We start from the raw sequence: 22,236 nt of genomic DNA on the forward strand, positions 1-22,236 counted from the left end.
CTCCGCCGCGGCGCAGAGTGTGTTCGGGCGCGTCGGTGCGCGCCATCGGAAAAATCCGAAAAGCGCCGATCAGCCGCCGCGCGCGGGTGCGAGCGGGGTTTCCCCGCGGAACGCCGGCAACGCCATCACCATCTCCGCGAGGCTGTGCGCGAGCTCGCGCTCGGCCATCACCGCGCCGTCGGCGCCGCGATCGATGAGGTAGCGCACGCCGGCATCGGAATGCGCGCGGGCCATGATGCTGATGGCCGGATTGAGGTCGCGCAGGCGCTCGATGATCTCGCCGGTTTCGAACGCATTGGGAATGGCGATCAGTGCCATCTGCGCGGTATCGGGCCGCGCCTCGGCGATTACCGCGGCGTTCGCGGCGTGGCCGCGCACGGCGGGCAGGCCGGCGGCGCGGGCGCTCTGGACGCGCGGCTCGTCGTCGTCCACCACCACCACCGGTACACCCTGGGCCGACAGCAGCGGGCCGAGCTCGCTGCCCACGCGCCCGTAGCCGATCAGGATCACGTGTGGGCGGCTGCCGTCGGGCAACGGCGGGCTCATGACGTCGTGCGGTGCGGGCGGGTCAAGCCGCTCGCGGCGGGCGGTGAAGCGATCGTGCAGGACGAACACCAGCGGATTGGCGACGATCGACACGATGGCCGCGGCGAGGATCAGGTCCTGTCCCTCCTCGGGCAGCATCCCCAGCGACACGCCGAGGCCGGCGAGGATGAAGGAGAACTCGCCGATCTGGCACAGGCTGGCGGCCAGCAGCGCCGATGTCGGCCCGCCGGCGCCGAGCAGGCGCGCCGCCCCCCAGGCCGCGAGCGCGTTGCCGGCGATCACGAGAACCGACGTGGCCAGCACGCGCACCGGCTGCTCCACCAGGATTACCGGGTCGAACAGCATGCCGACCGAGATGAAGAACAGCACGGCGAATGCGTCGCGCAGCGGCAGCGTCTCGTTCGCGGCCTGATGACTGAATTCGGATTCGTTGAGCAGCAGGCCGGCGAAGAACGCACCGAGCGCGAACGACACGCCGAACAGCTCCGCCGAGCCGAACGCGACGCCGAGCGCGATCGCCAGCACACATAGCGTGAACAGCTCGCGCGATCCCGTGCCGGCCATGCGCTCCAGTACCCATGGGATCACGCGACGTCCCACCAGCATCATCAGCACGATGAAGGCGCCGACCTTGGCCACCGTGAGCATGAGCGCCGTGCCGACGCCTCCTTGGGCCTTGCCTCCGAGCGCGGGTAGCAGCACCAGCGCGAGCACCATCGCGAGGTCCTCGAAGATCAGCCAGCCGACCGCGACGCGGCCGCGGCCGCTGTCGAGAAGCCGCCGCTCCTCCAGCCCGCGCAGGACGACGACCGTACTGCCCACCGACAGCGCAAGGCCGAAGACGACGCCCGATGTGTGGGTCCAGCCGAACCCGTGCGCCAGCGCCCAGCCCAGCGAGCCCACGGCGATGATCTGCAGCAGCGCGCCCGGTACAGCGATGCCCTTCACCGCCAGCAGGTCGCGGACCGAGAAGTGCAGGCCGACGCCGAACATCAGCAGGATCACGCCGACCTCGGCCAGCTGAGGCGCCAGCGACGCGTCGGCCACGAAGCCGGGCGTGAACGGCCCCAACGCCACGCCCGCGAGCAAGTAGCCCACCAACGGCGAAAGCCGGAACCGGTGCGCGATGCCTCCGAAGACGAAGGCGAGCACGAAGCCCGCGACGAGGAGTGCGATGAGCGAAGTGTGGTGCACGAAGGACCCGGAAAAGGAAAGCGGCGCGCCGACCGCCGCCCGTTCATCACATTAACCGCTGTGCGCGATAGCGGGGCAGCGTCGGGCAGGCCGGTACAATGGCCGCATGATCGGATTTCGTGACTTCGCCCTTCGCCGGGGCGAGCGGCTGCTTTTGTCCAACGTCGACCTCTCCCTGCACGCCGGCTGGCGCGTGGGCGTGGTCGGCCGCAACGGCACGGGCAAGTCGTCGCTGTTCGCCGCGCTGCAGGGCGAGGTCGAGCCCGACAAGGGCGACATCGACGTGCCCGGCAAGGCGCGCATTGCCAGCGTCGCGCAGGAGACCCCGGCGCTGGACGACAGCGCGCTCGACTTCGTGCTCTCCGGCGATGCCGTCGTGCACGCGGCGGTCGCCGCCGAGCGCGAGGCCACCGCGCGCGAGGACTGGGAGGCCGTCGCCGAGGCGCACCATCGCCTGGAGGAAGTGGGCGGCTATGACGCCGAGGCGCGCGCGGCCAAGCTGCTGCACGGCCTCGGCTTCTCGTCGGACACGCACGACCGCGCGGTCAGGACGTTCTCCGGCGGCTGGCGCGTGCGCCTGAACCTCGCGCGCGCGCTGATGACGCCGTCGGACCTGCTTCTGCTCGACGAGCCGACCAACCACCTCGACCTCGACGCCGTGCTGTGGCTCGAACAGTGGCTCCTCAAGTACCCGGGCACGCTGTTCGTGATCAGCCACGACCGCGAATTCCTCGACGGCATCTGCAGCCACATGCTGCACCTGCATTCGGGTACGGCGAAGCTCTACACCGGCAACTACACCGACTTCGAGCGCCAGCGCGCCGAGCAGCTGCGCCAGCAGCAGATCGCGCACGAGAAGGAACAGGCCGAGCGCGCGCACCTGCAGAAGTTCATCGACCGCTTCAAGGCCAAGGCCAGCAAGGCCAAGCAGGCGCAGAGCCGCATGAAGCGCCTCGCGAAGCTTGCCGGTACCGAGGCGGTGCGCGCGGAGCGCTCGCTGCACATCGACTTCCCGGTGCCGGACAAGCTGCCGCACTCACTGCTCGGCCTCACGCATGCCGACTGCGGCTACGGCGACACGAAGATTCTCGACAACATCACCTTCCGCCTCGAAGCCGGCGACCGCATCGCGCTGCTCGGCCCCAACGGCGCCGGCAAGTCGACGCTGGTGAAGACGCTGGTCGGCGAGATCCCGCTGCTCGCGGGCGAGCGCGGCGGCCATCCGGACCTGCGCATCGGCTACTTCGCGCAGCACACGGTGGAATCGCTGCGCGAGGGCGAGACGCCGATCGACCACCTGTCCAAGCTCGCGCCCGGCGTCGCCACGCAGCAGTTGCGCGACTTCCTCGGCAAGTGGCAGTTCCCGGGCGACCGCGCGTTCGAACCGGTCGACGGGTTCTCCGGCGGCGAGCGCGCGCGTCTGGCGCTGGCGATGATCGCCTGGGGCAAGCCGAACGTGCTGCTGCTCGACGAGCCCACCAACCACCTCGACCTCGACATGCGTGAAGCGCTGGCCGAGGCGCTGTCGGACTTCGACGGCGCGATCGTGCTGGTCAGCCACGACCGCCACCTCATCGGCCTGGTCTGCGAGACCTTCTGGCGCGTGGCTGGTGGTGTCGCCCAGCCGTTCGATGGCGACCTCGACGAGTACGCCGTGTGGCTGCGCACGCGCGATGCCGACGACAAGAGCGCGAAGGCTCCGGTTGCCGGGTCGCCCGCGAAGCCGGCGCCTGCGCCGGCGGCCCCGGTGAAGCCCGCGAAAAAGGCGAACCCGGTGAAGCTCGCGCAGGCCGAGGCGCGCGTGGCCGAGCTCGAGGCGCGCGTCGCCGAGCTCGACGCCGTGCTTGCCGATCCCGCGCGCCATGCGGACTTCGCGCGGCTCGGCAAGGAGCGCGAGGCGGCCGCACGCGTGCTCGCCGAAGCCGAAGCCGTCTATCTCGAGCTCTACGACGCCTGAGCTTGAAACCCCGGCGCGCGGCCCCACACTCGCGCCGGCTTCCCCTTTCTTCCGAACGATCGCCATGCCCATCTACGCCTTCGAATGCTCCGCCTGCGGCCACGACTTCGATCGCCTGCAGAAGATGAGCGACGCCGACCCGACCGACTGCCCGCAGTGCGGCGCGCCGCAGGTGCGCCGCCGCCTGACCGCGCCGCAGTTCCGCCTCGCGGGCGGCGGTTGGTACGAGACCGACTTCAAGAAGGACGGCGAGAAGAAGCGCAACCTCGTCGAAGGCGCGGGCGGGTCGAAGGACTCGGGCGGCAGCTCGGGCGGGTCCGAGGCGAAGCCGGCGGCCTCGTCAGGTAGCGGCTCGACGTCGAGTAGTGGCTCGGCGTCCGGCGGCGCGGGTTCCTCTGGCACGTCGGCCGCGACCTGAGCGCGCCGCCGGGTGGGCTGAGCCCGGTCTTTTCGTGGGGCAACGCGCTTGGTGGTCCGTGCGGCGTGCAGGTCTGGAGTCCTCGCGCCTGGGCGGTTGACGGCCGCAAGCGGGTAACGCAGCGCGCGGCGGCGCGTTCAGATTCGTCGCGGCCGCCTGCCGTCCCGGCGCCCAGCTAAACTATCCGGCTCAAATCGCGCCCCGCGGCGGGGCGCTGCCGGAGTTCCCATGCGTACCCATTTCTGTGGCCTCGTCGACGAGCGCCTGATCGGCGAGACCGTGACCCTGTGCGGCTGGGTCAACAGCGCCCGCGTCCAGAGCCACCAGACCTTCATCGACCTGCGCGATCACGAGGGCGTGGTGCAGGTGCTCGTCGAGAGCGACCAGCCCGAGCTGTTCAAGGCCGCGGCCGAACTCGGCAACGAGGACGCCGTGCGTGTCACCGGCACGGTGCGCGCGCGATATGCGGCGAACGACAAGATCCGCACCGGCCGCGTCGAGATCATCCCGACCTCGATCGAAGTGCTGAACAAGGCCGATCCGCTGCCGTTCCACGCGCACGAGAACGCGGGCGAGGACATCCGCCTCAAGTACCGCTACCTCGACATGCGCCGCCCGGAGATGCAGCAGATGATGCGCACGCGCATCAAGCTGGTCGCCGCTCTGCGCCGCCACCTCGACGAGCGCGGCTTCCAGGACATCGAGACGCCGATCCTCACCAAGGCCACGCCCGAAGGCGCGCGCGACTTCCTGGTGCCGGCGCGCATGCACCCGGGCGAGTTCTACGCATTGCCGCAGTCGCCGCAGCTGTTCAAGCAGATCCTGATGATGGCGGGCTTCGACCGCTACTACCAGATCGCGCGCTGCTTCCGCGACGAAGCGCTCCGCGCCGACCGCCAGCTCGAATTCACGCAGCTCGACATGGAGTTCGCGTGGGTGTCCGAGCGCGACGTGCAGGACATGGTCGAGGCCATGATCCGCAGCGTCTTCGCCGAGGTGATAAACGTTGAGCTCGACGCCGAATTCCCGCGCATGACCTATGCCGAGGCCATGCGCCGCTTCGGTTCGGACAAGCCCGATCTGCGTATCGACCTTGAATTCACCGACGTCGCTGAGCTGGTGAAGAACTGCGAGTTCAAGGTGTTCACCGACTGGGCGAACCACGCCGACGGCCGCGTCATCGCGCTGCGCGCGCCTGGCGGTGCGCAGCTCTCGCGCAAGCAGATCGACGAGCTCGGCGCGCATGCCGCGAAGTACGGCGCCAAGGGCGTCGCGTGGATGAAGGTCGAGGATGCGACCAAGGGCCGCGAGGGCATCAACTCGCCGATCGCCAAGTTCCTCGACGACGCCACGCTCGATGCCATCCTGCGCGCCACCGGCGCCAACACCGGCGACGCGATCTTCTTCGGCGCTGCGACCTACAAGACCGCGTCGGACTTCATGGGCGCGCTGCGTCTGAAGCTCGGCAAGGACCTCGGCCTCGTGCAGGACGGCTGGAAGCCGCTGTGGGTCACCGACTTCCCGATGTTCGAGTGGGACGAGGAGGAACAGCGCTACGTCGCGCTGCACCACCCGTTCACCGCGCCGAAGATCGACGACGAGGCCGACCTGCGCGCCAATGCCGGCACGGCCGTGTCCCGCGGCTACGACATGGTGCTCAACGGCAACGAGATCGGTGGCGGCTCGATCCGCATCCATCGCTCGTCGATGCAATCGGCGGTGTTCGACCTGCTCGGCATCACGCGCGAGGAGGCCGAGCTCAAGTTCGGCTTCCTGCTCGAGGCGCTGCGCTACGGCGCGCCGCCGCACGGCGGCATTGCCTTCGGCATCGACCGCATCGCCGCGCTGATGGCGGGCACGGAATCGATCCGTGACGTCATCCCGTTCCCGAAGACCACGTCGGCGCAGTGCCTGATGACCGGCGCGCCGTCGCCGATCCCGGATGCGCAGCTGGCCGAGGTGCACGTGTCGGTGCGTCCGCGCGAGGCCAGGGCCGAGTGAGCCTCGCGATCCGCCGCGCGACGGTCGAGGACGCGGCGACGCTGTCGTCGCTCGCCACGGCCACGTTCGTCGAGACCTTCGGTCATCTCTACGAGCGCGAGGACCTGCAGGCCTTCCTCGACGATGCCTACGCGGTGGAGAAGCAGGCGACGATCCTTGCGCATCCCGATTACGCGGTGTGGTTCCTCGAGGCGGACGGACGCCCCGTCGGCCATTGCGCGGCGGGCCCCTGCGGCCTGCCGCATGACGACGTCCGGCCCGGCGACGGCGAGATCAAGCGCCTCTACGTGCTGCGCGAGTTCCAGGGCGGGCAGGGCAGCCGACTGATGGACACCGCGATGGCCTGGCTGCAGCAGGCCGGCCCGCGCACGCTGTGGGTCGGCGTGTGGAGCGAGAACCTCGGCGCGCAGCGCTTCTACCAGCGCTACGGCTTCGCGCAGGTCGGGACCTACGGCTTTCCGGTCGGCCGCGTGGTCGACCTGGAATTCATCCTGCGGCGCGACCGACAACGCTAGCCTGCGCGCTCCCGTCGATGGAGCGCCCCATGCGTGTCGTTCTTGCCGCCGCCCTCGCGCTGGCGATCCTCGTTCCGATCCGGGCCGTCGCGGCCGAACCGGCGTACAGCGCCGGCTACCGCCAGTGCATGTCACGCGCCGGCGGCGTCACCGCGTCGATGGTGGCCTGCATCACCGCCGAGTACCGGCGCTTCGACGCGCGCCTCAACGCGGCCTACCGCATCGCGCTGCGGCAGCGGCCCGAACGCCGCGACGCGTTGGTCAGGGCCGAGCGTGCGTGGCTGACCTACCGCACCGCGAACTGCGACTACTACCTCGATCCCGACGGCGGCACGCTCGCGCGCGTCACCGCCAACGGCTGCGTGCTGCGCATGACTGCGGAGCGCACGCTCGAGCTGGAAGCCATCGCGCGCGGCGGCGCGGGCTGAACTTGCATTGCGCGATGGCACGCCCCATCCGTCGGTAATGGATACGACGCGACGCGTAGTGCTTCTCCACGGGCTGTGGATGCGGCCGGCCTATCTGACGGTGCTGGCGCGGCGCCTGTCGCATGACGGTTTCGACTGCGAGGCGGTGTGCTACCCCAGCGTGCGCGGGCCGGCCTCGGCGGCGGTGCGGCGGGTCTCGCGGGCGCTGCGCGAAGGCCCCTGCCACATCGTCGCGCACAGCCTCGGCGGGCTGGTCGCGCTGCACGCGCTGGAGGCCGAGCCGGTGCTGCCGGTCGAACGCGTCGTCTGCCTCGGCTCGCCGCTGTGCGGAAGCCTAGCGGCGACGCGCCTGGAGCGGCTGCCCGTGCTGGGCGCGAGCCTCGGCCACAGCCGCGCGTTCCTGCGTCCGGGCTGCAGGCCTTGGCGCGGGCGGGCGCAGGTCGGCGTGGTCGCGGGCAACCGCCCACTGGGGCTCGGGCGCATGCTCGGCCGCATCGAGGGCGAGAACGACGGCGCGGTCGGCGTGGTGGAAACGCGCCTGCCGGGCGTGGCCGACCACATCGTGTTGCCCAGCAGCCACACCGGGCTGGTGTTCTCGGCGCCGGTGGCGCGGCAGGTGGCCGCCTTCCTGCGCGAGGGGCGCTTCGAGCGCTGAACCGTGCAGCCGCCGGCTGCGGTGGCCAGCGGCCGATCCGGTAAAATCGCCGCCCGTTTCCCGCGTTCCGGAAGTGCCCGATGGGTCGTGGTCCCTCGATCGAAGCCCGCAAGAATGCCGTCGATGCCCAGCGCGGCAAGATCTTCACCAAGGTCATCCGCGAGATCGGCGTCGCCGCGCGCATGGGCGGCGGCGACCCGGCCGGCAACCCGCGGCTGCGCGCCGCGATCGACCGCGGCCTCGACGTCAACATGTCCAAGGACGTGATCGAGCGCGCGATCAAGAAGGCCACCGGCGAGCTCGAAGGCGTCACCTACGAGGAAATCCGGTACGAAGGCTATGCGCCCGGCGGCGTCGCGGTGATCGTCGACTGCCTGACCGACAACAAGATCCGCACCGTCGCCGACGTCCGCCACGCGTTCTCGAAGTTCGGCGGCAACCTCGGCACCGACGGCTCGGTCGCCTTCATGTTCCACAAGCGCGGCGTGATCTGGTTCGGCGAGGGCGCGGACGAAGACCGCATCACCGAAGCGGCGATCGAGGCCGGCGCCGACGACGTCGTCGTGTATCCGGAAGACGGCTCGATCGACGTGCTCACCTCGCCGGAATCCTTCGCCGAGGTGAAGGCCGCGCTGGAGGCCGCGGGCCTCGCACCGGGCGAGGCGCAGGTGACGATGCGCGCCGACAACATGGTCAAGGTCGAGGGCGACACCGCAAGGCAGGTCGCCAAGATGCTGGCGTGGTTCGAGGACATGGACGACGTGCAGCACGTCTATTCCAACGCCGAGCTCGGCGAGGACGCCTACGCCTGACGGCGTAGCCCATCGTGACCCGCATCCTCGGCATCGACCCGGGCTCGCAGCGCACCGGCGTCGGCTTCGTCGACGTCGCGCCCGGCGGCAAGTGCACCTACGTCTCGGCGCATACGCTGAAGCTGCTGGACGCGGAGGATTTCCCGAAGCGCCTGGGCCTTCTGTGCGACGGGCTGGATGCGCTGATCGACGAGTGGAAGCCCGACCAGGTCGCCATCGAGACCGTCTTCATGGACAAGTCGGCGACCTCGGCGCTCAAACTCGGCCACGCACGCGGCGCGGCGATCGCCACCGTGGTGCGTCGCGGCCTGCCGGTCAGCGAGTACGCGCCGCGGCTGATCAAGCAGTCGCTGGTGGGGCGCGGCGCGGCGGACAAGCAGCAGGTGCAGCACATGGTGCGGCTGCTTCTGGGCATTCCGGAGCAGAAGCTGCAGGCCGACGCTGGCGACGCGCTCGCGGTGGCGCTCACCCATGCGCACATGAGCGCGACCGCCGGGCGCACCGGCATCGACGTGGCCACGCTGCGCCGGCGCGGCGGCTGAGACGTCGCGCTGCCACCTTGGCCGCGATAGGCGCACAATGCGCGCCGCCGGATCGCCGGCGGCGGCCCTGACCGGACAGATCGGAATGCGAAAGATCCCGAATGCGGGCCGCCGGCCCGCTTACCCGTACCTGGCGGTCATGCGCGTGGAGCGCGCCGCATGATCGGGCGCCTGCGCGGCATCCTCATCCACAAGCAGCCGCCGTGGCTGATGGTGGAAGTGGCCGGGGGCATCGGCTACGAGCTCGAGGCGCCGATGAGCACGTTCTACGACCTGCCCGAAGCCGGGCGCGAGGTCGTGCTGTTCACGCACTACGCGCAGAAGGAGGACGCCGTCGCGCTGTACGGCTTCCTGCGCGAGGGCGAGCGCAGGCTGTTCCGCGACGTGCAGAAGGTGAACGGCATCGGCGCGAAGATCGCGCTGGCCATCCTGTCGGCGGTCAGCGTCGACGAGTTCGCGCGGCTGGTGCAGGCCGGCGACGTCACCGCGCTCACGCGGATTCCCGGCATCGGCAAGAAGACCGCCGAGCGCATCGTCGTCGAGCTGCGCGACCGCGCCGCCGACCTCGCCGGTGTCGGCGCGACGCTCGGCGTCAACACCGGGATTCCGGCCGATCCACAGACGGAAGCCGTCGTCGCCCTGCAGCAGCTGGGCTACAAGCCGGCCGAAGCCGCGCGCATGGCGAAGGACGCCACGCAACCCGGCGACGACACCGCGACCATCATCCGCAAGGCGCTACAGTCCGCGCTCCGTTGAGCCCGGGACCGCATCAGGATCGTCATGAGCGTATCGGCAAGCAGCGACACTCCGTCCCTTGATGGCGGAAGCGGGGGGCACGGCCATGCAGGGCTGGCCGCGCTGGTGGTGGGGGCGGTGGGTGTGGTGTTCGGCGACATCGGCACCAGCCCGCTCTACACGATCAAGGAGATGTTCCATCCGCATTTCGGGCTAACGCCCGACGCGGCCACGGTTAAGGGGCTGCTTTCGCTGGGCTTCTGGTCGTTGATGCTCGTGGTCACGCTGAAGTACGTGATCGTGATCATGCGCGCCGACAATGACGGCGAGGGCGGCATCATGGCGCTCACCGCTCTTGCGCAACGCAGCTTGCAGAAGGGATCCCGGCTGAGCTACGCGGTCGGCATCCTCGGCATCTTCGGTGCGTCGCTGTTCTTCGGCGACGGCATGATCACGCCTCCGGTCACGGTGCTCGGCGCGGTCGAAGGCCTGAACGTGATATCGCCGCGGCTCGAGCCCTTCATCATGCCCATCGCGGTGGTGATCCTGTTCGCGCTGTTCGGCTTCCAGCGCTACGGCACGGCGAAGGTCGGCAAGGCCTTCGGCCCGGTGATGATGACCTGGTTCGTCGTGCTCGCCGGGCTCGGCATCTGGAATATCAGCCACAACCCGTCGGTGCTCACGGCACTGAACCCCTACTGGGCATGGGTGTTCTTCTCGACGCATGACTGGCACGCCGTGCTGATCCTCGGCGCGGTGGTGCTCACCGTCACCGGTGGCGAGGCGCTGTACGCCGACATGGGCCACTTCGGCAAACGCCCGATCCGCTGGGGCTGGTTCGGCTTCGTGCTGCCCGCGCTCGTCCTCAACTACTACGGCCAGGGCGCCGTGCTGCTGCGCACGCCCGCGGCGATCGAAAACCCGTTCTATATGGCGGTGCCCGGCTGGGCGCAGGTGCCGATGCTCGGACTCGCCACGCTCGCGGCCGCGATCGCCTCGCAGGCAGTGATCACCGGCGCGTTCTCCGTGACGCGGCAGGCGGTTCAGCTCGGCTACCTGCCGCGCCTGTCGATCCGCCATACCTCACGCGAAACGATCGGCCAGATCTACGTGCCGTCGATCAATTGGATGCTGCTGATCGCGACCATCGTGCTCACGCTGTCCTTCCAGTCGACCACCAACCTCGCCACGGCCTACGGCCTGTCGGTGACCGGCACGATGCTGATCGACACGCTCCTGCTGGCCGTGGTGGCGTGGATCCGCTGGCCCGATGCGCGGAAGTGGATACTGCCGCTGTGCGGGCTGTTCCTGCTGATCGACCTGGCGTTCCTGATCGCCAATGGCGCCAAGCTGCTGACCGGTATCGGCGCATGGGTACCTCTGCTGATCGGTGTCAGCGCATTCACGATGATGCGCACCTGGCGGCGTGGCCGCGCGCTGCTGCACGAGGAAGTACGCAAGGAGGGCATCCAGCTCGACGTCTTCCTGCCAGGCCTGATGCTGTCGCCGCCGGTGCGGGTGCCCGGCACGGCCGTGTTCATGACGGCCGATCGCGGCGTGGTGCCGCAGGCCTTCATGCACAACCTCAAACACAACAAGGTGCTGCACGAGCGCAACGTTTTCCTGACCGTGGAGACGCTCACCATCCCGATCGCACCCAGGGAAAAGCGCCTGAAGATCGAGTCGATCGGCGAGGACTTCTACCGCGTGACCATCAAGTACGGCTTCATGGAGACGCCCGATGTCCCGCTGGCGCTGATGCGCTCCTGCGACCGCGGTGGCATCCATTTCGACCCCATGGAAACCACGTACTTCGCCAGCCGCGAGACGATCGTCGGCAGCAAGCACCGGGGCATGCCGCTCTGGCGCGACAAGCTGTTCGCGCTGATGCACCGCAACGCTGCGCCGGCCACCACGTTCTTCCGCATTCCGGGCAACCGCCTGGTCGAGCTGGGTGCGCAGGTCGAGATCTGAGGCGTCGCACCGGGTGATCCACAGCGGGCCATAATCAACGCATGACCGAGACCCGCATCATCGCCGCCGGCGCCACCACCGAGGACGCCGCGGTCGAAGCCAGCATCCGCCCCAAGCGTCTGGACGAGTACCTCGGCCAGGTGCCGGTGCGCGAGCAGATGAATATCTACATCGAGGCCACCAAGCGCCGCGGCGAGGCGCTGGACCACGTGCTTATCTTCGGCCCGCCCGGCCTCGGCAAGACCACGCTTTCGCAGGTCATCGCCAACGAGCTTGGCGTGAACCTGCGCCAGACCTCGGGCCCGGTGATCGAGAAGGCCGGCGACCTCGCCGCCCTGCTCACCAACCTGCAGCCGCACGACGTGCTGTTCGTCGACGAGATCCATCGTCTCTCGCCGCTGGTCGAGGAAGTGCTGTATCCGGCGATGGAGGATTTCCAGCTCGACATCATGATCGGCGAGGGCCCCGCGGCGCGCTCGATCAAGATCGACCTGCCGCCGTTCACGCTGATCGGCGCGACCACGCGCGCGGGCCTGCTCACCGCGCCGCTACGCGACCGCTTCGGCATCGTGCAGCGCCTGGAGTTCTACAGCGCGGAGGAGCTGACCAAGATCGTGCAGCGCTCGGCGCAGATCCTCGGCATTCCGTGCACGCCCGACGGCGCGGCGGAGATCGCGCGACGTTCGCGCGGCACGCCGCGCATCGCCAACCGCCTGCTGCGCCGCGTGCGCGACTTCGCGCAGGTACGCGGCGACGGCACGATCACTAGGGAAGCCGCGTTCGACTCGATGACCATGCTGAAGGTCGACCCGGAGGGTTTCGACGAGCTCGACCGGCGCCTGCTCGGCACCATCATCGAATCCTTCGACGGCGGCCCGGTGGGCGTCGAGTCGCTCGCGGCCGCGCTCAGCGAGGAGCGCGGCACGCTGGAGGACGTGGTCGAGCCCTTCCTGATCCAGCAGGGCTACCTGATTCGCACCGCGCGAGGCCGCATGGCGACGCCCAAGGCCTACCGGCACATGGGCTTCACCCCGCGCTCCAAGGCGCCGGACTTGTTCGAACCGCCGGCGGGCTGAGCGCCGCGGTTCGAAGCGGCCGTCGACTGAACCCCGCGCGAACCGCGCGGTCGAACGGGTGCGCGCACGGCGGGTAGACTGGCGCGCCCCGCCGCACCGAACGGAACGCATGTTCAGCCTGCCGGTCCGCATCTATTGGGAAGACACCGACGCCGGTGGCGTCGTCTACCACGCGCAGTACGTGGCCTTCATGGAGCGCGCGCGTTCGGAGTGGATGCGCGCGAACGGCCACGGGCAGGAGTCGCTGCGCCAGGCCGGCATGGTGTTCGCGGTGCGCGCGATGACCGTCGACTTCCTCAAGCCCGCGCGCCTCGACGATGCGCTCGAGGTGACCGCCGCGCTCGCCGAATGCCGCCGCGCCAGCCTCGTGTTCCGCCAGGAAGTGCTGCGCGGCGGGGAACGCCTGCTCGCCGCCACGGTCAGAATCGCCGCGCTCGACGCCGCGACGTTCCGTCCCGCTCCCATTCCCCCCGGGCTGCACGCGCAGCTCGCCGCCCTGCAAAGCCCGACCTGACAGGTCCGCGTCACGGACCGGAGATCCCGCATGACCGCATCGCCATCCCCGCGCACGTCCGCTTCCTGCTACCGCCCGGAGGCCGCCCGATGAGCGCGCTGTCGCTGATGCTGCAGTCGAGCCCGAGCGCGCTGCCCGACGCCGCGCCGATCGAGGCGCAGCCGCTTTCGGACGCGGCGCAGGCCGCGGGCGACGTGGCCGCCGCGGTGCCGGCGAATTCGCTCGACCTGCTCGACCTGGTGCTCAAGGCCAGCATCCCGGTGCAGCTGATCATGCTGCTGCTGGTGGTGGCCTCGATCGCCTCGTGGGTGATCATCTTCCGCAAGGCCGCGCTGCTGCGTCGCGCCAAGCGCGAGGCCGAGCAATTCGAGGAGCGTTTCTGGTCGGGCGCCGAGCTCGGCAAGCTCTACGAGGGCGCGTCCTCGCGCGGCCGCGACGTCGGCGGCATGGAAGCGATCTTCGAAGCCGGCTTCCGCGACTTCAACCGCCTGCGCCAGCGCCGCGGCGCCGATTCCGACGCGCAGCTGGAAGCCGCGCAGCGCGGCATGCGCGCGACCGCCTCGCGCGAACTCGATTCGCTGGAGCACAACCTCGAACTGCTCGCCAACATCGGCTCGACGTCGCCGTACATCGGTCTGGTCGGTACCGTGTTCGGCATCATGGTGACGATGCATTCGCTGCTCGCCAGTTCGCAGCAGGTGGGCATCAAGGACGTCGCGCCGGGCATTTCCGAGGCGCTGCTCGCCACCGCGATGGGCCTGTTCGTCGCCATCCCCGCGGTCTGGGCCTACAACCGCTTCGCTACCGCGGTGGAGCGGCTCGCGACGCGCTACGAGGCCTTCGCCGAGGAGTTCTCGTCGATCCTGCAGCGGCAGTCGCACTTGGAAGGCTGAGCCATGTCGCTCTCGCTCAGGCGGCATCGCCGCCGCAAGCTCAAGTCCGAGATTAACGTCGTGCCGTACATCGACGTGATGCTCGTGCTGCTGATCATCTTCATGATCACCGCACCGCTGTTGAACCTCGGCGTGGACGTGAACCTGCCGAAGTCGAACGCGAAGTCGCTGCAGCAGAAATCGGACCCGGTGGTGGTGCAGGTCGATGCCGAGGGCAACTACTTCCTCGCGGTGAAGGCCGGCAGCAACGAGGCGGTCACGCGCGAGGAACTGCGCTCGAGGCTCGCGGCGATCGTCGCGCAGAACAACGAGGCGCAGGTGCTGATCGGTGCCGACGCGACCGCGAGCTACCAGACGGTGACCACCGCGATCGACCAGCTCAAGGCGGCCGGCGTGCAGAAGGTGTCGCTGATCAGCTCGCCCGAGGGCAAGTCGAAGTGAGGACCCGCCCGACCGACGACGCGAGCGCCATCGCGCTGGCGGTCGCGCTGCATCTGGGCCTCGCCGCGCTGCTGTGGCTGGCGATGCGCCCGAGCGATGCCGTGCAGGCCAGCGCTGGTGGCATCGCGGCGGACGTCGTCGCGGTGGGCGACCTGTCGGCGGCGATGCAGCGCACGCTGCGCGACCGGCCCGAGCCGGTGGAGGAACCCGTCGAGGAACCGCTGCCCGAGCCGCTGCCGGACGAGCCGGAGCCGCAGCCGGAGGTCGTGCCGCCGCCCGCGCAGCCCGAGCCGCAGGTGCAACTGCCGCAGCCGGAAGCCGTCGAGCAGGAAGAAGTGGTCGACACGCCGACGCCGGTGAAGGCCACCGAGACCAAGGTGCAGGAAGCGAAGAACCGCCAGCGCCAGGCCGAGCTCGACCGCATCGCGCAGGCCAAGGCGCAGGCCGATGCGAAGGCGAAGGCCGACGCGGCGAGGGAGGTCGAGCAGAGGCGCATCGCCGCCGAACGCGAGAAGCAGCTCAACGAGATCCGCCAGCGGCGCGCCGCGGCATCGCGCGCGGCAATCGCGGCCGAGCAGCGCCTCGCGCAGCTCACCGCGCCGCGCTCGGGCGGCAGCCCGACGCCGGGGCCGGGTGCGGCGTCAGCCGGTGCGGGCGACGATGACGGCCTCCGGGCCCGTTACGCGGCAGCCCTGCAGGAGGCAATCCGCTCGAAGTGGACGCGTCCGGATAACGTGCAGTCGGGGTCGCTGTGCCGTCTTGTGATCCGACAGTTGCCCGGCGGCGAAGTGATGGACGTGCAGGTGAGTTCCCCCTGCAGTTACGACGACCTCGGACAGCGCTCTATTGAGGCGGCAGTCCGAAAGGCGCAGCCGCTGCCCTATACCGGCTTCGAGAAGGTGTTCGAGCGCACGCTGATCCTCAATTTCCGAGCACCCTGAGCCCGGCCAAGCCTGCGTTTTCGACGGGTGCAAGGCTTCGCGCGCCACGGGCGGCGATGTACACGGCACGAAGCGACCGTCAATTAGCTAAACGATTCAGCTGTGAGCTAGGATTCACGAACGGTCTGTTAACAGTACGCAGCCCTGTGTACTGAGGTGTCCGATGAATCGTCTGCTCCGCCTCCTCGCTGGTGTCTTCGCCTGCATGCTGCCGCTGATGGCCGCCGCGCAGCAGCAGGGGCTGGAAATCGACATCGTCGGCGGCAACGCGGCCGCGCTGCCGATCGCCGTGGTGCCGTTCCAGAACGGTACCGGTCCGTCCGACGTGGCTTCGATCGTCGCCGCCGACCTCAACCGCTCCGGCCAGTTCAAGTCGCTGCCCGTCGAGAGCCTGCCCGAGCGCCCCGCGCGCAGCGAAGAGGTGAACTACCCGGCCTGGCGCGCGATCAACCAGGACTACGTCGTCGTCGGCCGCGTGCTCGACGCCGGCGGTGGCGGCTTCCGCGTCGAGTACGAGCTGCTCGACGTCGCCAAGCAGATGCGCCTGCTCGGCTTCGCGATGACCGCGCGTAGTGGCCAGATGCGCGACGTGGCGCACCAGATCGCCGATGCCATCTACGAGAAGATCACCGGCGTGCGCGGCGCGTTCTACACGCGCATCGCCTACGTCACCCAGACCGGCGCCGGCAACTCGGCGCGTTACGCGCTGGTCGTCGCCGACAGCGACGGCTGGAACCCGCAGACGGTGGTGCGCTCGACCGAGCCGCTGATGTCGCCCTCGTGGAGCCCCGACGGCGCGCGCATCGCCTACGTCGGCTTCGAGGGTGGCAACTCGGCCATCTATATCCAGACCATCGCCAGCGGCGCGCGCGAGAAGATCGCGCACTTCCGCGGCATCAACGGCTCGCCCGAGTTCTCGCCGGACGGCCGCCGCATCGCGATGACGCTGTCGCGTTCGGGCAACCCCGAAATCTACGTGATGGACCTCGGCAGCCGCGCGCTGACGCAGGTCACCAACCACTTTTCGATCGATACCGAGCCGACCTGGAGCGCCGACGGCTCACGCCTGTACTTCACCTCCGACCGTGGCGGCCGCCCGCAGATCTACCAGGTGTCGGCCAGCGGCGGCAGCGCCTCGCGCCTGACCTTCCAGGGCAGCTACAACGCGAGCGCCACCGTCTCCTACGACGGCAAGAAGATCGCCACCGCGCAGGGCGCCGGCAACACCTACCGCATCGCGCTGATGGACTCCTCCCTCGGCAGCGCGCGCTGGAGCCTGCTCTCGCCGGGCAACCTCGATGAATCCCCGAGCTTCGCGCCGAATGCCAGCATGCTGGTCTATGCCGCGCGCGAAGGCGGCCGTGGCGTGCTGTACGCCGTCTCGGCCGATGCACGCGTTCGCCAGCGTCTGGTTCTCGCCGACGGCGACGTGCGCGAGCCCGCGTGGGGCCCCTACCGCACGCCGCGTTGAGCGTCGTGAGCCGCAGTCCGACTGATTCGCCAACAGAGGAACGACCCATGAACGTCAACTCCGCCAGCAAGGTCCTGATCGTCGCCGCCATGTGCACCCTCGCCATGGCCTGCTCGAAGAAGGTCAAGGAAGTGCCGCCGACCGACACCACCGGCACCACCACCACCGTGCCGAGCACCACCGGCCCGACCGGCGCCGGCATGTACGGCCCGAACGACCTCGATACCGACAGCTGCCTGCGCCAGCGCACGGTCTACTTCGACCTCGACCAGGACGCGCTGAAGCCGGAGTTCCAGGCGATCGTGAACTGCCACGCCAAGTACCTCCGCGACCGTCCGTCCTCGCGCATGACGCTCGACGGCCACGCCGACGAGCGCGGCAGCCGCGACTACAACATGGCCCTCGGCGAGCGCCGCGGCAATGCCGTGTCGTCGGCGATGCAGGCTGCCGGCGGCTCGGGCTCGCAGATCACCGTCAACAGCTACGGCGAAGAGAAGCCGGTCTGCACGGACTCGGGCGAGGACTGCTGGTCGAAGAACCGCCGCGTCGAAATCAGCTACAGCGCGCGCTGATCGACCTCGCGTCGAACACGAGGCGGGTCGCTCCGGCGGCCCGCCTTTTTTTTTGGCGTTCATCGACGCGACAGCCGGCCACCGCGGGCGCCCGGGCATACTCGACGTCGAACAACCAGGGGACATCGCATGACCCAGTACCGCATGCTGGCCGCGTCGGTGGCCGTCGCGCTCGCGACACTCGCATCGCCCGCCATGGCCCAGCGCGCCAGCCTCGCCGACCGCGTCGCCGCGCTGGAGCAGCGCGCCGCCAATCCGCAGCAGACGCTCGACCTGATCAACCAGATCAACCAGCTGCGCACCGAAGTGCAGAGCCTGCGCGCGCAGATCGAGGAGCTCGAGCAGACCAACGAGAAGCTGCGCGCGACCTCGCGCAGCCAGTACCTCGACGTCGATGGCCGCCTGCAGCGCCTGGAGGGCGCGGGCACTGCTGCGCCACGCTCGGTTACGCCGGCGGTGACTCCGGTCGCGCCGGTAGCGTCCACCACCGCGGCGCCCAAGCCGCCCGCCGCCACGTCGAAGCCCGCCACGCCCGCACCGCGCCCCGCCGCAGGCAGCGCGACGCCCACCGGCGCGGAACTCGCCGCCTACAACACCGCATTCGATGCCTTGAAGGCCGGCCGCTATGCGGATGCCTCGCGCCTGTTCGCCGATTTCGTCGATCGCTACCCGGGCGGCGTCTACGCGCCGAACGCGCTGTACTGGCTGGGCGAGAGCTACTACGCGACGCGCAACTACGAGCTTGCGGTCGAGCCGTTCGCCCAGCTGCTGGACCGCTTCCCCACGCACGACAAGGCGCCCGGCGCGCTGCTCAAGCTCGGCCTGACGCGCCTGAACATGCGGCAGGACGACGCTGCGCGCACTGCGTTCGCCGGCGTGGTCGAGCGCTATCCGGGCACCGACGCCGCGCGCTCGGCCAGCGACCGGCTGCGCGCCATGGGCGCACGCTGACGGGCTGAACCGTTGCGGGCGGCATCGGGCGGCCCGGTGGGGCGGGGCGGTAAAATCGCCCGATGAGCGCTCCCGTCACCACGGCCGCCGCAGCCCCCGAACGGCTGCGGCTGACCGAGATCTTCCTGTCGCTGCAGGGCGAGTCGAATTCCGTCGGCTGGCCGACCGTGTTCGTGCGCCTGACCGGCTGCCCGCTGCGCTGCCATTACTGCGACACCACGTATTCCTTCTTCGGTGGCGACTGGTGGGAGATCGACGCGATCGTGCGCGAGGTCGAGCGCCTGGGCGTGCGCCATGTCTGCGTCACCGGCGGCGAGCCGCTCGCGCAGAAGCGTTGCCTGATCCTGTTGCAGCGCCTGTGCGATGCGGGCTTCGAAGTCTCGCTCGAAACCTCCGGCGCGCTGGACATCGGCGGCGTGGACCCGCGCGTATCGCGCGTGGTCGACGTCAAGACGCCCGGCTCTGCCGAGGTGCATCGCAACCGCTGGGAAAACATCCCGCTGCTGACGCCGCGCGACGAGGTCAAGTTCGTGATCTGCTCGCGCGAGGACTACGAGTGGTCGCGCGCCGTCGTCGCCGAGCATGCATTGAGCACGCGCTGCGACGTGCTGTTCTCGCCGAGCTTCGGTCAGGTCGCGCCGCGCGACCTCGCGCAGTGGATCGTCGACGACCGCCTGCCGGTGCGCTTCCAGCTGCAGTTGCACAAGATCCTCTGGGGCGACGAGCCGGGTCGCTGACCGGTACGTCGACTGCGCCGCTGCGTTATGCGTCGACGCGGCGGGCAGCGCCGATGCGCCACGTCGCAGGGCGCTGTCGCATGCAGACATCGAGCGACGTCGTCGTCCGTCGCAGTATCCACGCCGAAACATGATTCCCGTCCCGTCGCCGACGGATGATCCCGCAAACGTTACGAGTCGCCATGTCCGCATCGCCCCGCAAAGCCGTCGTCCTTCTCTCCGGCGGCATGGATTCCGCCGTCGTCGTCGCCATCGCGAAGTCGCAGGGCTTCGACGTGCACGCGCTGAGCGTGCGCTACGGCCAGCGGCATACCTCCGAGCTCGACGCCGCGCGCAACGTGGCGATGGCGCTCGGTGCGGTCGAACACAAGACGGTCGTGGTCGACCTGCGCAGCATCGGCGGCTCCGCGCTCACCGACGACATCGACGTGCCCACCGATGGCGACACCGGCGCGTCGATCCCGGTCACCTACGTGCCCGCGCGCAACACCATCATGCTGTCGATCGCGCTGGGCTGGGCCGAGGTGCTGGGCGCGAACGACATCTTCTGCGGCGTCAATGCGGTCGACTATTCGGGTTATCCCGACTGCCGCCCGGAGTTCGTCGAGGCCTTCGAGCGGCTCGCCAACCTCGCCACCAAGGCGGGCGTGGAAGGCGCCGGCCTGCGCGTGCACGCGCCGCTGCAGTTCATGAGCAAGGCCGACATCGTGCGCGAAGGCCTGCGCCTTGGCGTCGACTTCGGCCTCACCGTGTCCTGCTACCAGGCCGATGCCGAGGGCCGCGCCTGCGGCGAATGCGACGCCTGCCGCCTGCGCGCGCAGGGCTTCGATGCCGCCGGCGTCGCCGATCCCACCCGCTACGCGCGGGCTGAAGGGCCGGGGCGTCTGCGGTAAGATCGCGCCCCCGGCGATCGCCGGCGCCGGCCGAGCCGGACACGTGGGCCGTTAGCTCAGTCGGTAGAGCATCGGACTTTTAATCCGCTGGTCGATGGTTCGAATCCATCACGGCCCACCAATTTCCTCCTGATCCCATCGACCGCCCTTCGGCCGGGCGCGAATGCACGCCGGGCGCTATATCGGTTCGCGGCGCCGTCCGGACCCGAGGCGTCCGATCGATCGCGGGAGCGCATCGCTGGCTGTCATGGCGGCCGGGGGATAATCGCGCCATGCCCTCCATCCTCCGCGGCCACCCGGCAATGCCCGCCCTCGTAGGCGGCCCCCCCGATCACGCTGGCAGCCGGCTGCGCCGCTCCGTCGCAGCGTCGTTGCAGGCGGTTCTCTGCATCGCGCTCGTGCTGGTCGCAGGCTGTACGGATCGCGTGACGCCGAAAGTGGCTGCCGCCGCACCTGCTTGGCAGGACTGGCGCCTGCCCGTCGATGCCGCACAGCAACCCGACCTCGCCGCCGCGCCCGACGGCTCGCTGCTGCTGTCCTGGATCGAAGGCGACACCGACACGCAGCACCTGCGTTTCGCACGCTGGCGCGACGGGCGCTGGAGCGCGCCGAAGTCGATCGTCGTGGACGGCGGCATCGGCAACGTCGCCGACATGCCCCACGTGCGCCAGACCGCCGATGGCGCGCTGTGGGCAACGTGGCTGCGCCGCATCGGCGAAGGCCATGCGCGCGACCTGGTGCTCGCGCGTTCGGTGGACGACGGCCGTACCTGGTCGGCGCCGCAGAGCGTCAACCTCGACGGCACCGCCACCGAGCACGGCTTCGCCTCGCTCTGGCCCGAGGGCCGCGACGCGATCGGCATCGCCTGGCTCGATGGCCGCGAAACCGGCGAGCACGCGATGCACGGCATGCAGGCCGGCGCCACCATGCTGCGTACGGCCGTGTTCGACGCACGACTGTCGCGCCGCGATGAGAAGGCTATCGATACCGTCACCTGCGATTGCTGCCAGACGGACGTAGCCGCGGTCGACGGCGCGCCGTTGCTGGTCTATCGCGATCGCCTGCCCGGCGAGGTCCGCGACATCGCACTGCTGCGCCGCGACGCCGCGGGCTGGTCGGCCCCGCGGCAGCTGCATGCTGACGGCTGGGCCATCGAGGCCTGCCCGGTCAACGGTCCCGCGATCGCCGCCCGCGGTCGCGACGTCGCGGTCGCCTGGTACACCATGCACTCGACTCGCCCCATGGTCCGCTATGCGGCGAGCCGCGACGGTGGCATGCGTTTCGATGCGCCGGTCGAGTTGGCGGCGGGCGAACAGGTGCTCGGGCGCGTCGACGTGGCGCGCGACGCCAAGGGCACCTGGGTGCTGTGGCTGGAGGAGGATGCGCAGGGACAGGCGCTGCAGCTCGCGCGCGTCGCGAACGGCGCTGCGCATCCGGACGCGACGCGTACGCTGGCGCGCCTCGTGGGTCGCGGGCGTGGCACCGGCTGGCCGCGGCTGGTGTCCGCAGGCGATGGCCTCCATGCGGTCTGGACGGACGTCATCGACGGAGTGCCGCATCTGCGCGGTCGACAATTGCACTGACGGTCAGCACGGAACGCACTACGCCCGCGACGCAGCCCGCCGCCCGTCGGATCCGACGCGCCTCCCGTCAGCCGTGGACCCGGCATTGCGATTCGGGCGTCTAGCCTGTGGCGGGTCGCGCGCGGCGGCCGTCCCTGGAATCCCGTGAAGCTCGACCTGTTCCGACGCAGCGACGGCGCCCTCATCGTCGTCCCATCGCGGTTCGCACGCTGCCTTCCGGGCCCGGCGCCGGAAGGGCTGCGCTACATCCGCAGCGTGCGGCAGGACCTCGCCGTGCTCGGCGATGCGCTGGTGCTCGACATCGGCCTGCACGGCTTCGCCGTCGCGCACGGGGCCGACGAAGCGCTGCTTCGCAGCAGCCCGACAGAGGCCTTCGCGCCGGCCTGA

General features: G+C 69.9%; 23 protein-coding genes and 1 tRNA gene. 23 read left to right on the plus strand and 1 reads right to left on the minus strand.

Annotation, left to right across the window (positions count from 1 at the left end; translation table 11 throughout):
• Positions 1-69: 69 nt before the first annotated feature.
• Positions 70-1,740: a monovalent cation:proton antiporter-2 (CPA2) family protein gene (locus IE066_RS00375; RefSeq protein WP_189446361.1), complete on the minus strand. Its 1,671-nt coding sequence runs from the start codon at positions 1,738-1,740 to the stop codon at positions 70-72.
• Between the two features lie 106 nt (positions 1,741-1,846).
• Between IE066_RS00375 and IE066_RS00380 the strand changes: the two genes are divergently transcribed.
• The 23 genes from IE066_RS00380 to IE066_RS00490 all read left to right on the plus strand — a co-directional run bounded on the left by IE066_RS00380 (position 1,847) and on the right by IE066_RS00490 (position 22,236).
• Entirely contained in the window at positions 1,847-3,697 is a 1,851-nt protein-coding gene (locus IE066_RS00380; protein ID WP_189446362.1) for an ABC-F family ATP-binding cassette domain-containing protein, read from the plus strand.
• A 64-nt stretch (positions 3,698-3,761) separates the two neighbouring features.
• Entirely contained in the window at positions 3,762-4,115 is a 354-nt protein-coding gene (locus tag IE066_RS00385) for an FmdB family zinc ribbon protein (protein WP_189446363.1), read from the plus strand.
• Positions 4,116-4,343: 228 nt separating this feature from the next.
• A complete protein-coding gene (gene aspS, locus IE066_RS00390) occupies positions 4,344-6,116 on the plus strand; it encodes an aspartate--tRNA ligase (RefSeq protein ID WP_189446364.1) in 1,773 nt (590 codons plus the stop codon).
• Complete coding sequence (locus tag IE066_RS00395; RefSeq protein ID WP_189446365.1) at positions 6,113-6,631, plus strand: GNAT family N-acetyltransferase; 519 nt, start codon at positions 6,113-6,115, stop codon at positions 6,629-6,631. The genes aspS and IE066_RS00395 overlap by 4 nt, the downstream gene beginning before the upstream one ends.
• A gap of 29 nt (positions 6,632-6,660) precedes the next feature.
• Positions 6,661-7,059: a lysozyme inhibitor LprI family protein gene (locus tag IE066_RS00400; RefSeq protein WP_189446366.1), complete on the plus strand. Its 399-nt coding sequence runs from the start codon at positions 6,661-6,663 to the stop codon at positions 7,057-7,059.
• A gap of 37 nt (positions 7,060-7,096) precedes the next feature.
• Positions 7,097-7,714: an alpha/beta fold hydrolase gene (locus tag IE066_RS00405; RefSeq protein ID WP_189446367.1), complete on the plus strand. Its 618-nt coding sequence runs from the start codon at positions 7,097-7,099 to the stop codon at positions 7,712-7,714.
• Between the two features lie 80 nt (positions 7,715-7,794).
• Complete coding sequence (locus tag IE066_RS00410) at positions 7,795-8,526, plus strand: YebC/PmpR family DNA-binding transcriptional regulator (protein WP_189446368.1); 732 nt, start codon at positions 7,795-7,797, stop codon at positions 8,524-8,526.
• Between the two features lie 14 nt (positions 8,527-8,540).
• Positions 8,541-9,068 carry a crossover junction endodeoxyribonuclease RuvC gene (gene ruvC, locus IE066_RS00415; RefSeq protein ID WP_189446369.1) on the plus strand — a complete coding sequence of 176 codons (528 nt, stop codon included), beginning with the start codon at positions 8,541-8,543 and terminating at the stop codon, positions 9,066-9,068.
• 159 nt (positions 9,069-9,227) lie between these two features.
• Positions 9,228-9,824 carry a Holliday junction branch migration protein RuvA gene (gene ruvA, locus IE066_RS00420; RefSeq protein WP_189446370.1) on the plus strand — a complete coding sequence of 199 codons (597 nt, stop codon included), beginning with the start codon at positions 9,228-9,230 and terminating at the stop codon, positions 9,822-9,824.
• A 24-nt stretch (positions 9,825-9,848) separates the two neighbouring features.
• Complete coding sequence (locus IE066_RS00425) at positions 9,849-11,777, plus strand: potassium transporter Kup (protein ID WP_189446371.1); 1,929 nt, start codon at positions 9,849-9,851, stop codon at positions 11,775-11,777.
• Positions 11,778-11,818: 41 nt separating this feature from the next.
• On the plus strand, positions 11,819-12,853 hold the full coding sequence (ruvB, locus tag IE066_RS00430) for a Holliday junction branch migration DNA helicase RuvB (RefSeq protein ID WP_189446372.1): 1,035 nt from the start codon (positions 11,819-11,821) through the stop codon (positions 12,851-12,853).
• A gap of 109 nt (positions 12,854-12,962) precedes the next feature.
• A complete protein-coding gene (ybgC, locus tag IE066_RS00435; protein ID WP_189446373.1) occupies positions 12,963-13,367 on the plus strand; it encodes a tol-pal system-associated acyl-CoA thioesterase in 405 nt (134 codons plus the stop codon).
• 107 nt (positions 13,368-13,474) lie between these two features.
• Entirely contained in the window at positions 13,475-14,260 is a 786-nt protein-coding gene (gene tolQ, locus IE066_RS00440; RefSeq protein ID WP_425488915.1) for a protein TolQ, read from the plus strand.
• Between the two features lie 3 nt (positions 14,261-14,263).
• On the plus strand, positions 14,264-14,701 hold the full coding sequence (gene tolR / locus IE066_RS00445; RefSeq protein ID WP_189446375.1) for a protein TolR: 438 nt from the start codon (positions 14,264-14,266) through the stop codon (positions 14,699-14,701).
• Positions 14,698-15,642 (plus strand): cell envelope integrity protein TolA, encoded by a 945-nt coding sequence (gene tolA / locus IE066_RS00450; protein ID WP_189446376.1) that lies wholly within the window; start codon positions 14,698-14,700, stop codon positions 15,640-15,642. The genes tolR and tolA overlap by 4 nt, the downstream gene beginning before the upstream one ends.
• A gap of 163 nt (positions 15,643-15,805) precedes the next feature.
• On the plus strand, positions 15,806-17,113 hold the full coding sequence (gene tolB / locus IE066_RS00455; RefSeq protein ID WP_189446377.1) for a Tol-Pal system beta propeller repeat protein TolB: 1,308 nt from the start codon (positions 15,806-15,808) through the stop codon (positions 17,111-17,113).
• A 47-nt stretch (positions 17,114-17,160) separates the two neighbouring features.
• Entirely contained in the window at positions 17,161-17,685 is a 525-nt protein-coding gene (gene pal, locus IE066_RS00460; RefSeq protein WP_189446378.1) for a peptidoglycan-associated lipoprotein Pal, read from the plus strand.
• A gap of 129 nt (positions 17,686-17,814) precedes the next feature.
• Complete coding sequence (ybgF, locus tag IE066_RS00465; protein WP_425488868.1) at positions 17,815-18,636, plus strand: tol-pal system protein YbgF; 822 nt, start codon at positions 17,815-17,817, stop codon at positions 18,634-18,636.
• 62 nt (positions 18,637-18,698) lie between these two features.
• The gene (gene queE, locus IE066_RS00470; protein WP_189446379.1) at positions 18,699-19,373 is read left to right on the plus strand and encodes a 7-carboxy-7-deazaguanine synthase QueE; all 675 of its coding nucleotides are present in this window, start codon (positions 18,699-18,701) and stop codon (positions 19,371-19,373) included.
• A 182-nt stretch (positions 19,374-19,555) separates the two neighbouring features.
• A complete protein-coding gene (queC, locus tag IE066_RS00475) occupies positions 19,556-20,266 on the plus strand; it encodes a 7-cyano-7-deazaguanine synthase QueC (RefSeq protein ID WP_189446380.1) in 711 nt (236 codons plus the stop codon).
• A gap of 45 nt (positions 20,267-20,311) precedes the next feature.
• Positions 20,312-20,387 (plus strand) — tRNA-Lys (locus IE066_RS00480).
• A gap of 304 nt (positions 20,388-20,691) precedes the next feature.
• Entirely contained in the window at positions 20,692-21,849 is a 1,158-nt protein-coding gene (locus tag IE066_RS00485; protein WP_189446381.1) for a sialidase family protein, read from the plus strand.
• A 144-nt stretch (positions 21,850-21,993) separates the two neighbouring features.
• Positions 21,994-22,236, plus strand: a complete 243-nt coding sequence (locus tag IE066_RS00490; protein ID WP_189446382.1) for a hypothetical protein — start codon at positions 21,994-21,996, stop codon at positions 22,234-22,236.

The sequence above is a fragment of the Cognatilysobacter xinjiangensis genome (genome assembly GCF_014651995.1).
GTDB lineage: Bacteria > Pseudomonadota > Gammaproteobacteria > Xanthomonadales > Xanthomonadaceae > Cognatilysobacter > Cognatilysobacter xinjiangensis.

Bases quoted from the DNA above. Each gene is read 5' to 3' on its own strand.
- IE066_RS00380 (WP_189446362.1), top strand. From the start codon at position 1,847: ATGATCGGATTTCGTGACTTCGCCCTTCGCCGGGGCGAGCGGCTGCTT.
- IE066_RS00385 (WP_189446363.1), top strand. From the start codon at position 3,762: ATGCCCATCTACGCCTTCGAATGCTCCGCCTGCGGCCACGACTTCGAT.
- aspS (WP_189446364.1), top strand. From the start codon at position 4,344: ATGCGTACCCATTTCTGTGGCCTCGTCGACGAGCGCCTGATCGGCGAG.
- IE066_RS00400 (WP_189446366.1), top strand. From the start codon at position 6,661: ATGCGTGTCGTTCTTGCCGCCGCCCTCGCGCTGGCGATCCTCGTTCCG.
- IE066_RS00405 (WP_189446367.1), top strand. From the start codon at position 7,097: ATGGATACGACGCGACGCGTAGTGCTTCTCCACGGGCTGTGGATGCGG.
- IE066_RS00410 (WP_189446368.1), top strand. From the start codon at position 7,795: ATGGGTCGTGGTCCCTCGATCGAAGCCCGCAAGAATGCCGTCGATGCC.
- ruvA (WP_189446370.1), top strand. From the start codon at position 9,228: ATGATCGGGCGCCTGCGCGGCATCCTCATCCACAAGCAGCCGCCGTGG.
- IE066_RS00425 (WP_189446371.1), top strand. From the start codon at position 9,849: ATGAGCGTATCGGCAAGCAGCGACACTCCGTCCCTTGATGGCGGAAGC.
- ruvB (WP_189446372.1), top strand. From the start codon at position 11,819: ATGACCGAGACCCGCATCATCGCCGCCGGCGCCACCACCGAGGACGCC.
- ybgC (WP_189446373.1), top strand. From the start codon at position 12,963: ATGTTCAGCCTGCCGGTCCGCATCTATTGGGAAGACACCGACGCCGGT.
- tolQ (WP_425488915.1), top strand. From the start codon at position 13,475: ATGCTGCAGTCGAGCCCGAGCGCGCTGCCCGACGCCGCGCCGATCGAG.
- tolR (WP_189446375.1), top strand. From the start codon at position 14,264: ATGTCGCTCTCGCTCAGGCGGCATCGCCGCCGCAAGCTCAAGTCCGAG.
- tolB (WP_189446377.1), top strand. From the start codon at position 15,806: ATGAATCGTCTGCTCCGCCTCCTCGCTGGTGTCTTCGCCTGCATGCTG.
- pal (WP_189446378.1), top strand. From the start codon at position 17,161: ATGAACGTCAACTCCGCCAGCAAGGTCCTGATCGTCGCCGCCATGTGC.
- ybgF (WP_425488868.1), top strand. From the start codon at position 17,815: ATGACCCAGTACCGCATGCTGGCCGCGTCGGTGGCCGTCGCGCTCGCG.
- queE (WP_189446379.1), top strand. From the start codon at position 18,699: ATGAGCGCTCCCGTCACCACGGCCGCCGCAGCCCCCGAACGGCTGCGG.
- queC (WP_189446380.1), top strand. From the start codon at position 19,556: ATGTCCGCATCGCCCCGCAAAGCCGTCGTCCTTCTCTCCGGCGGCATG.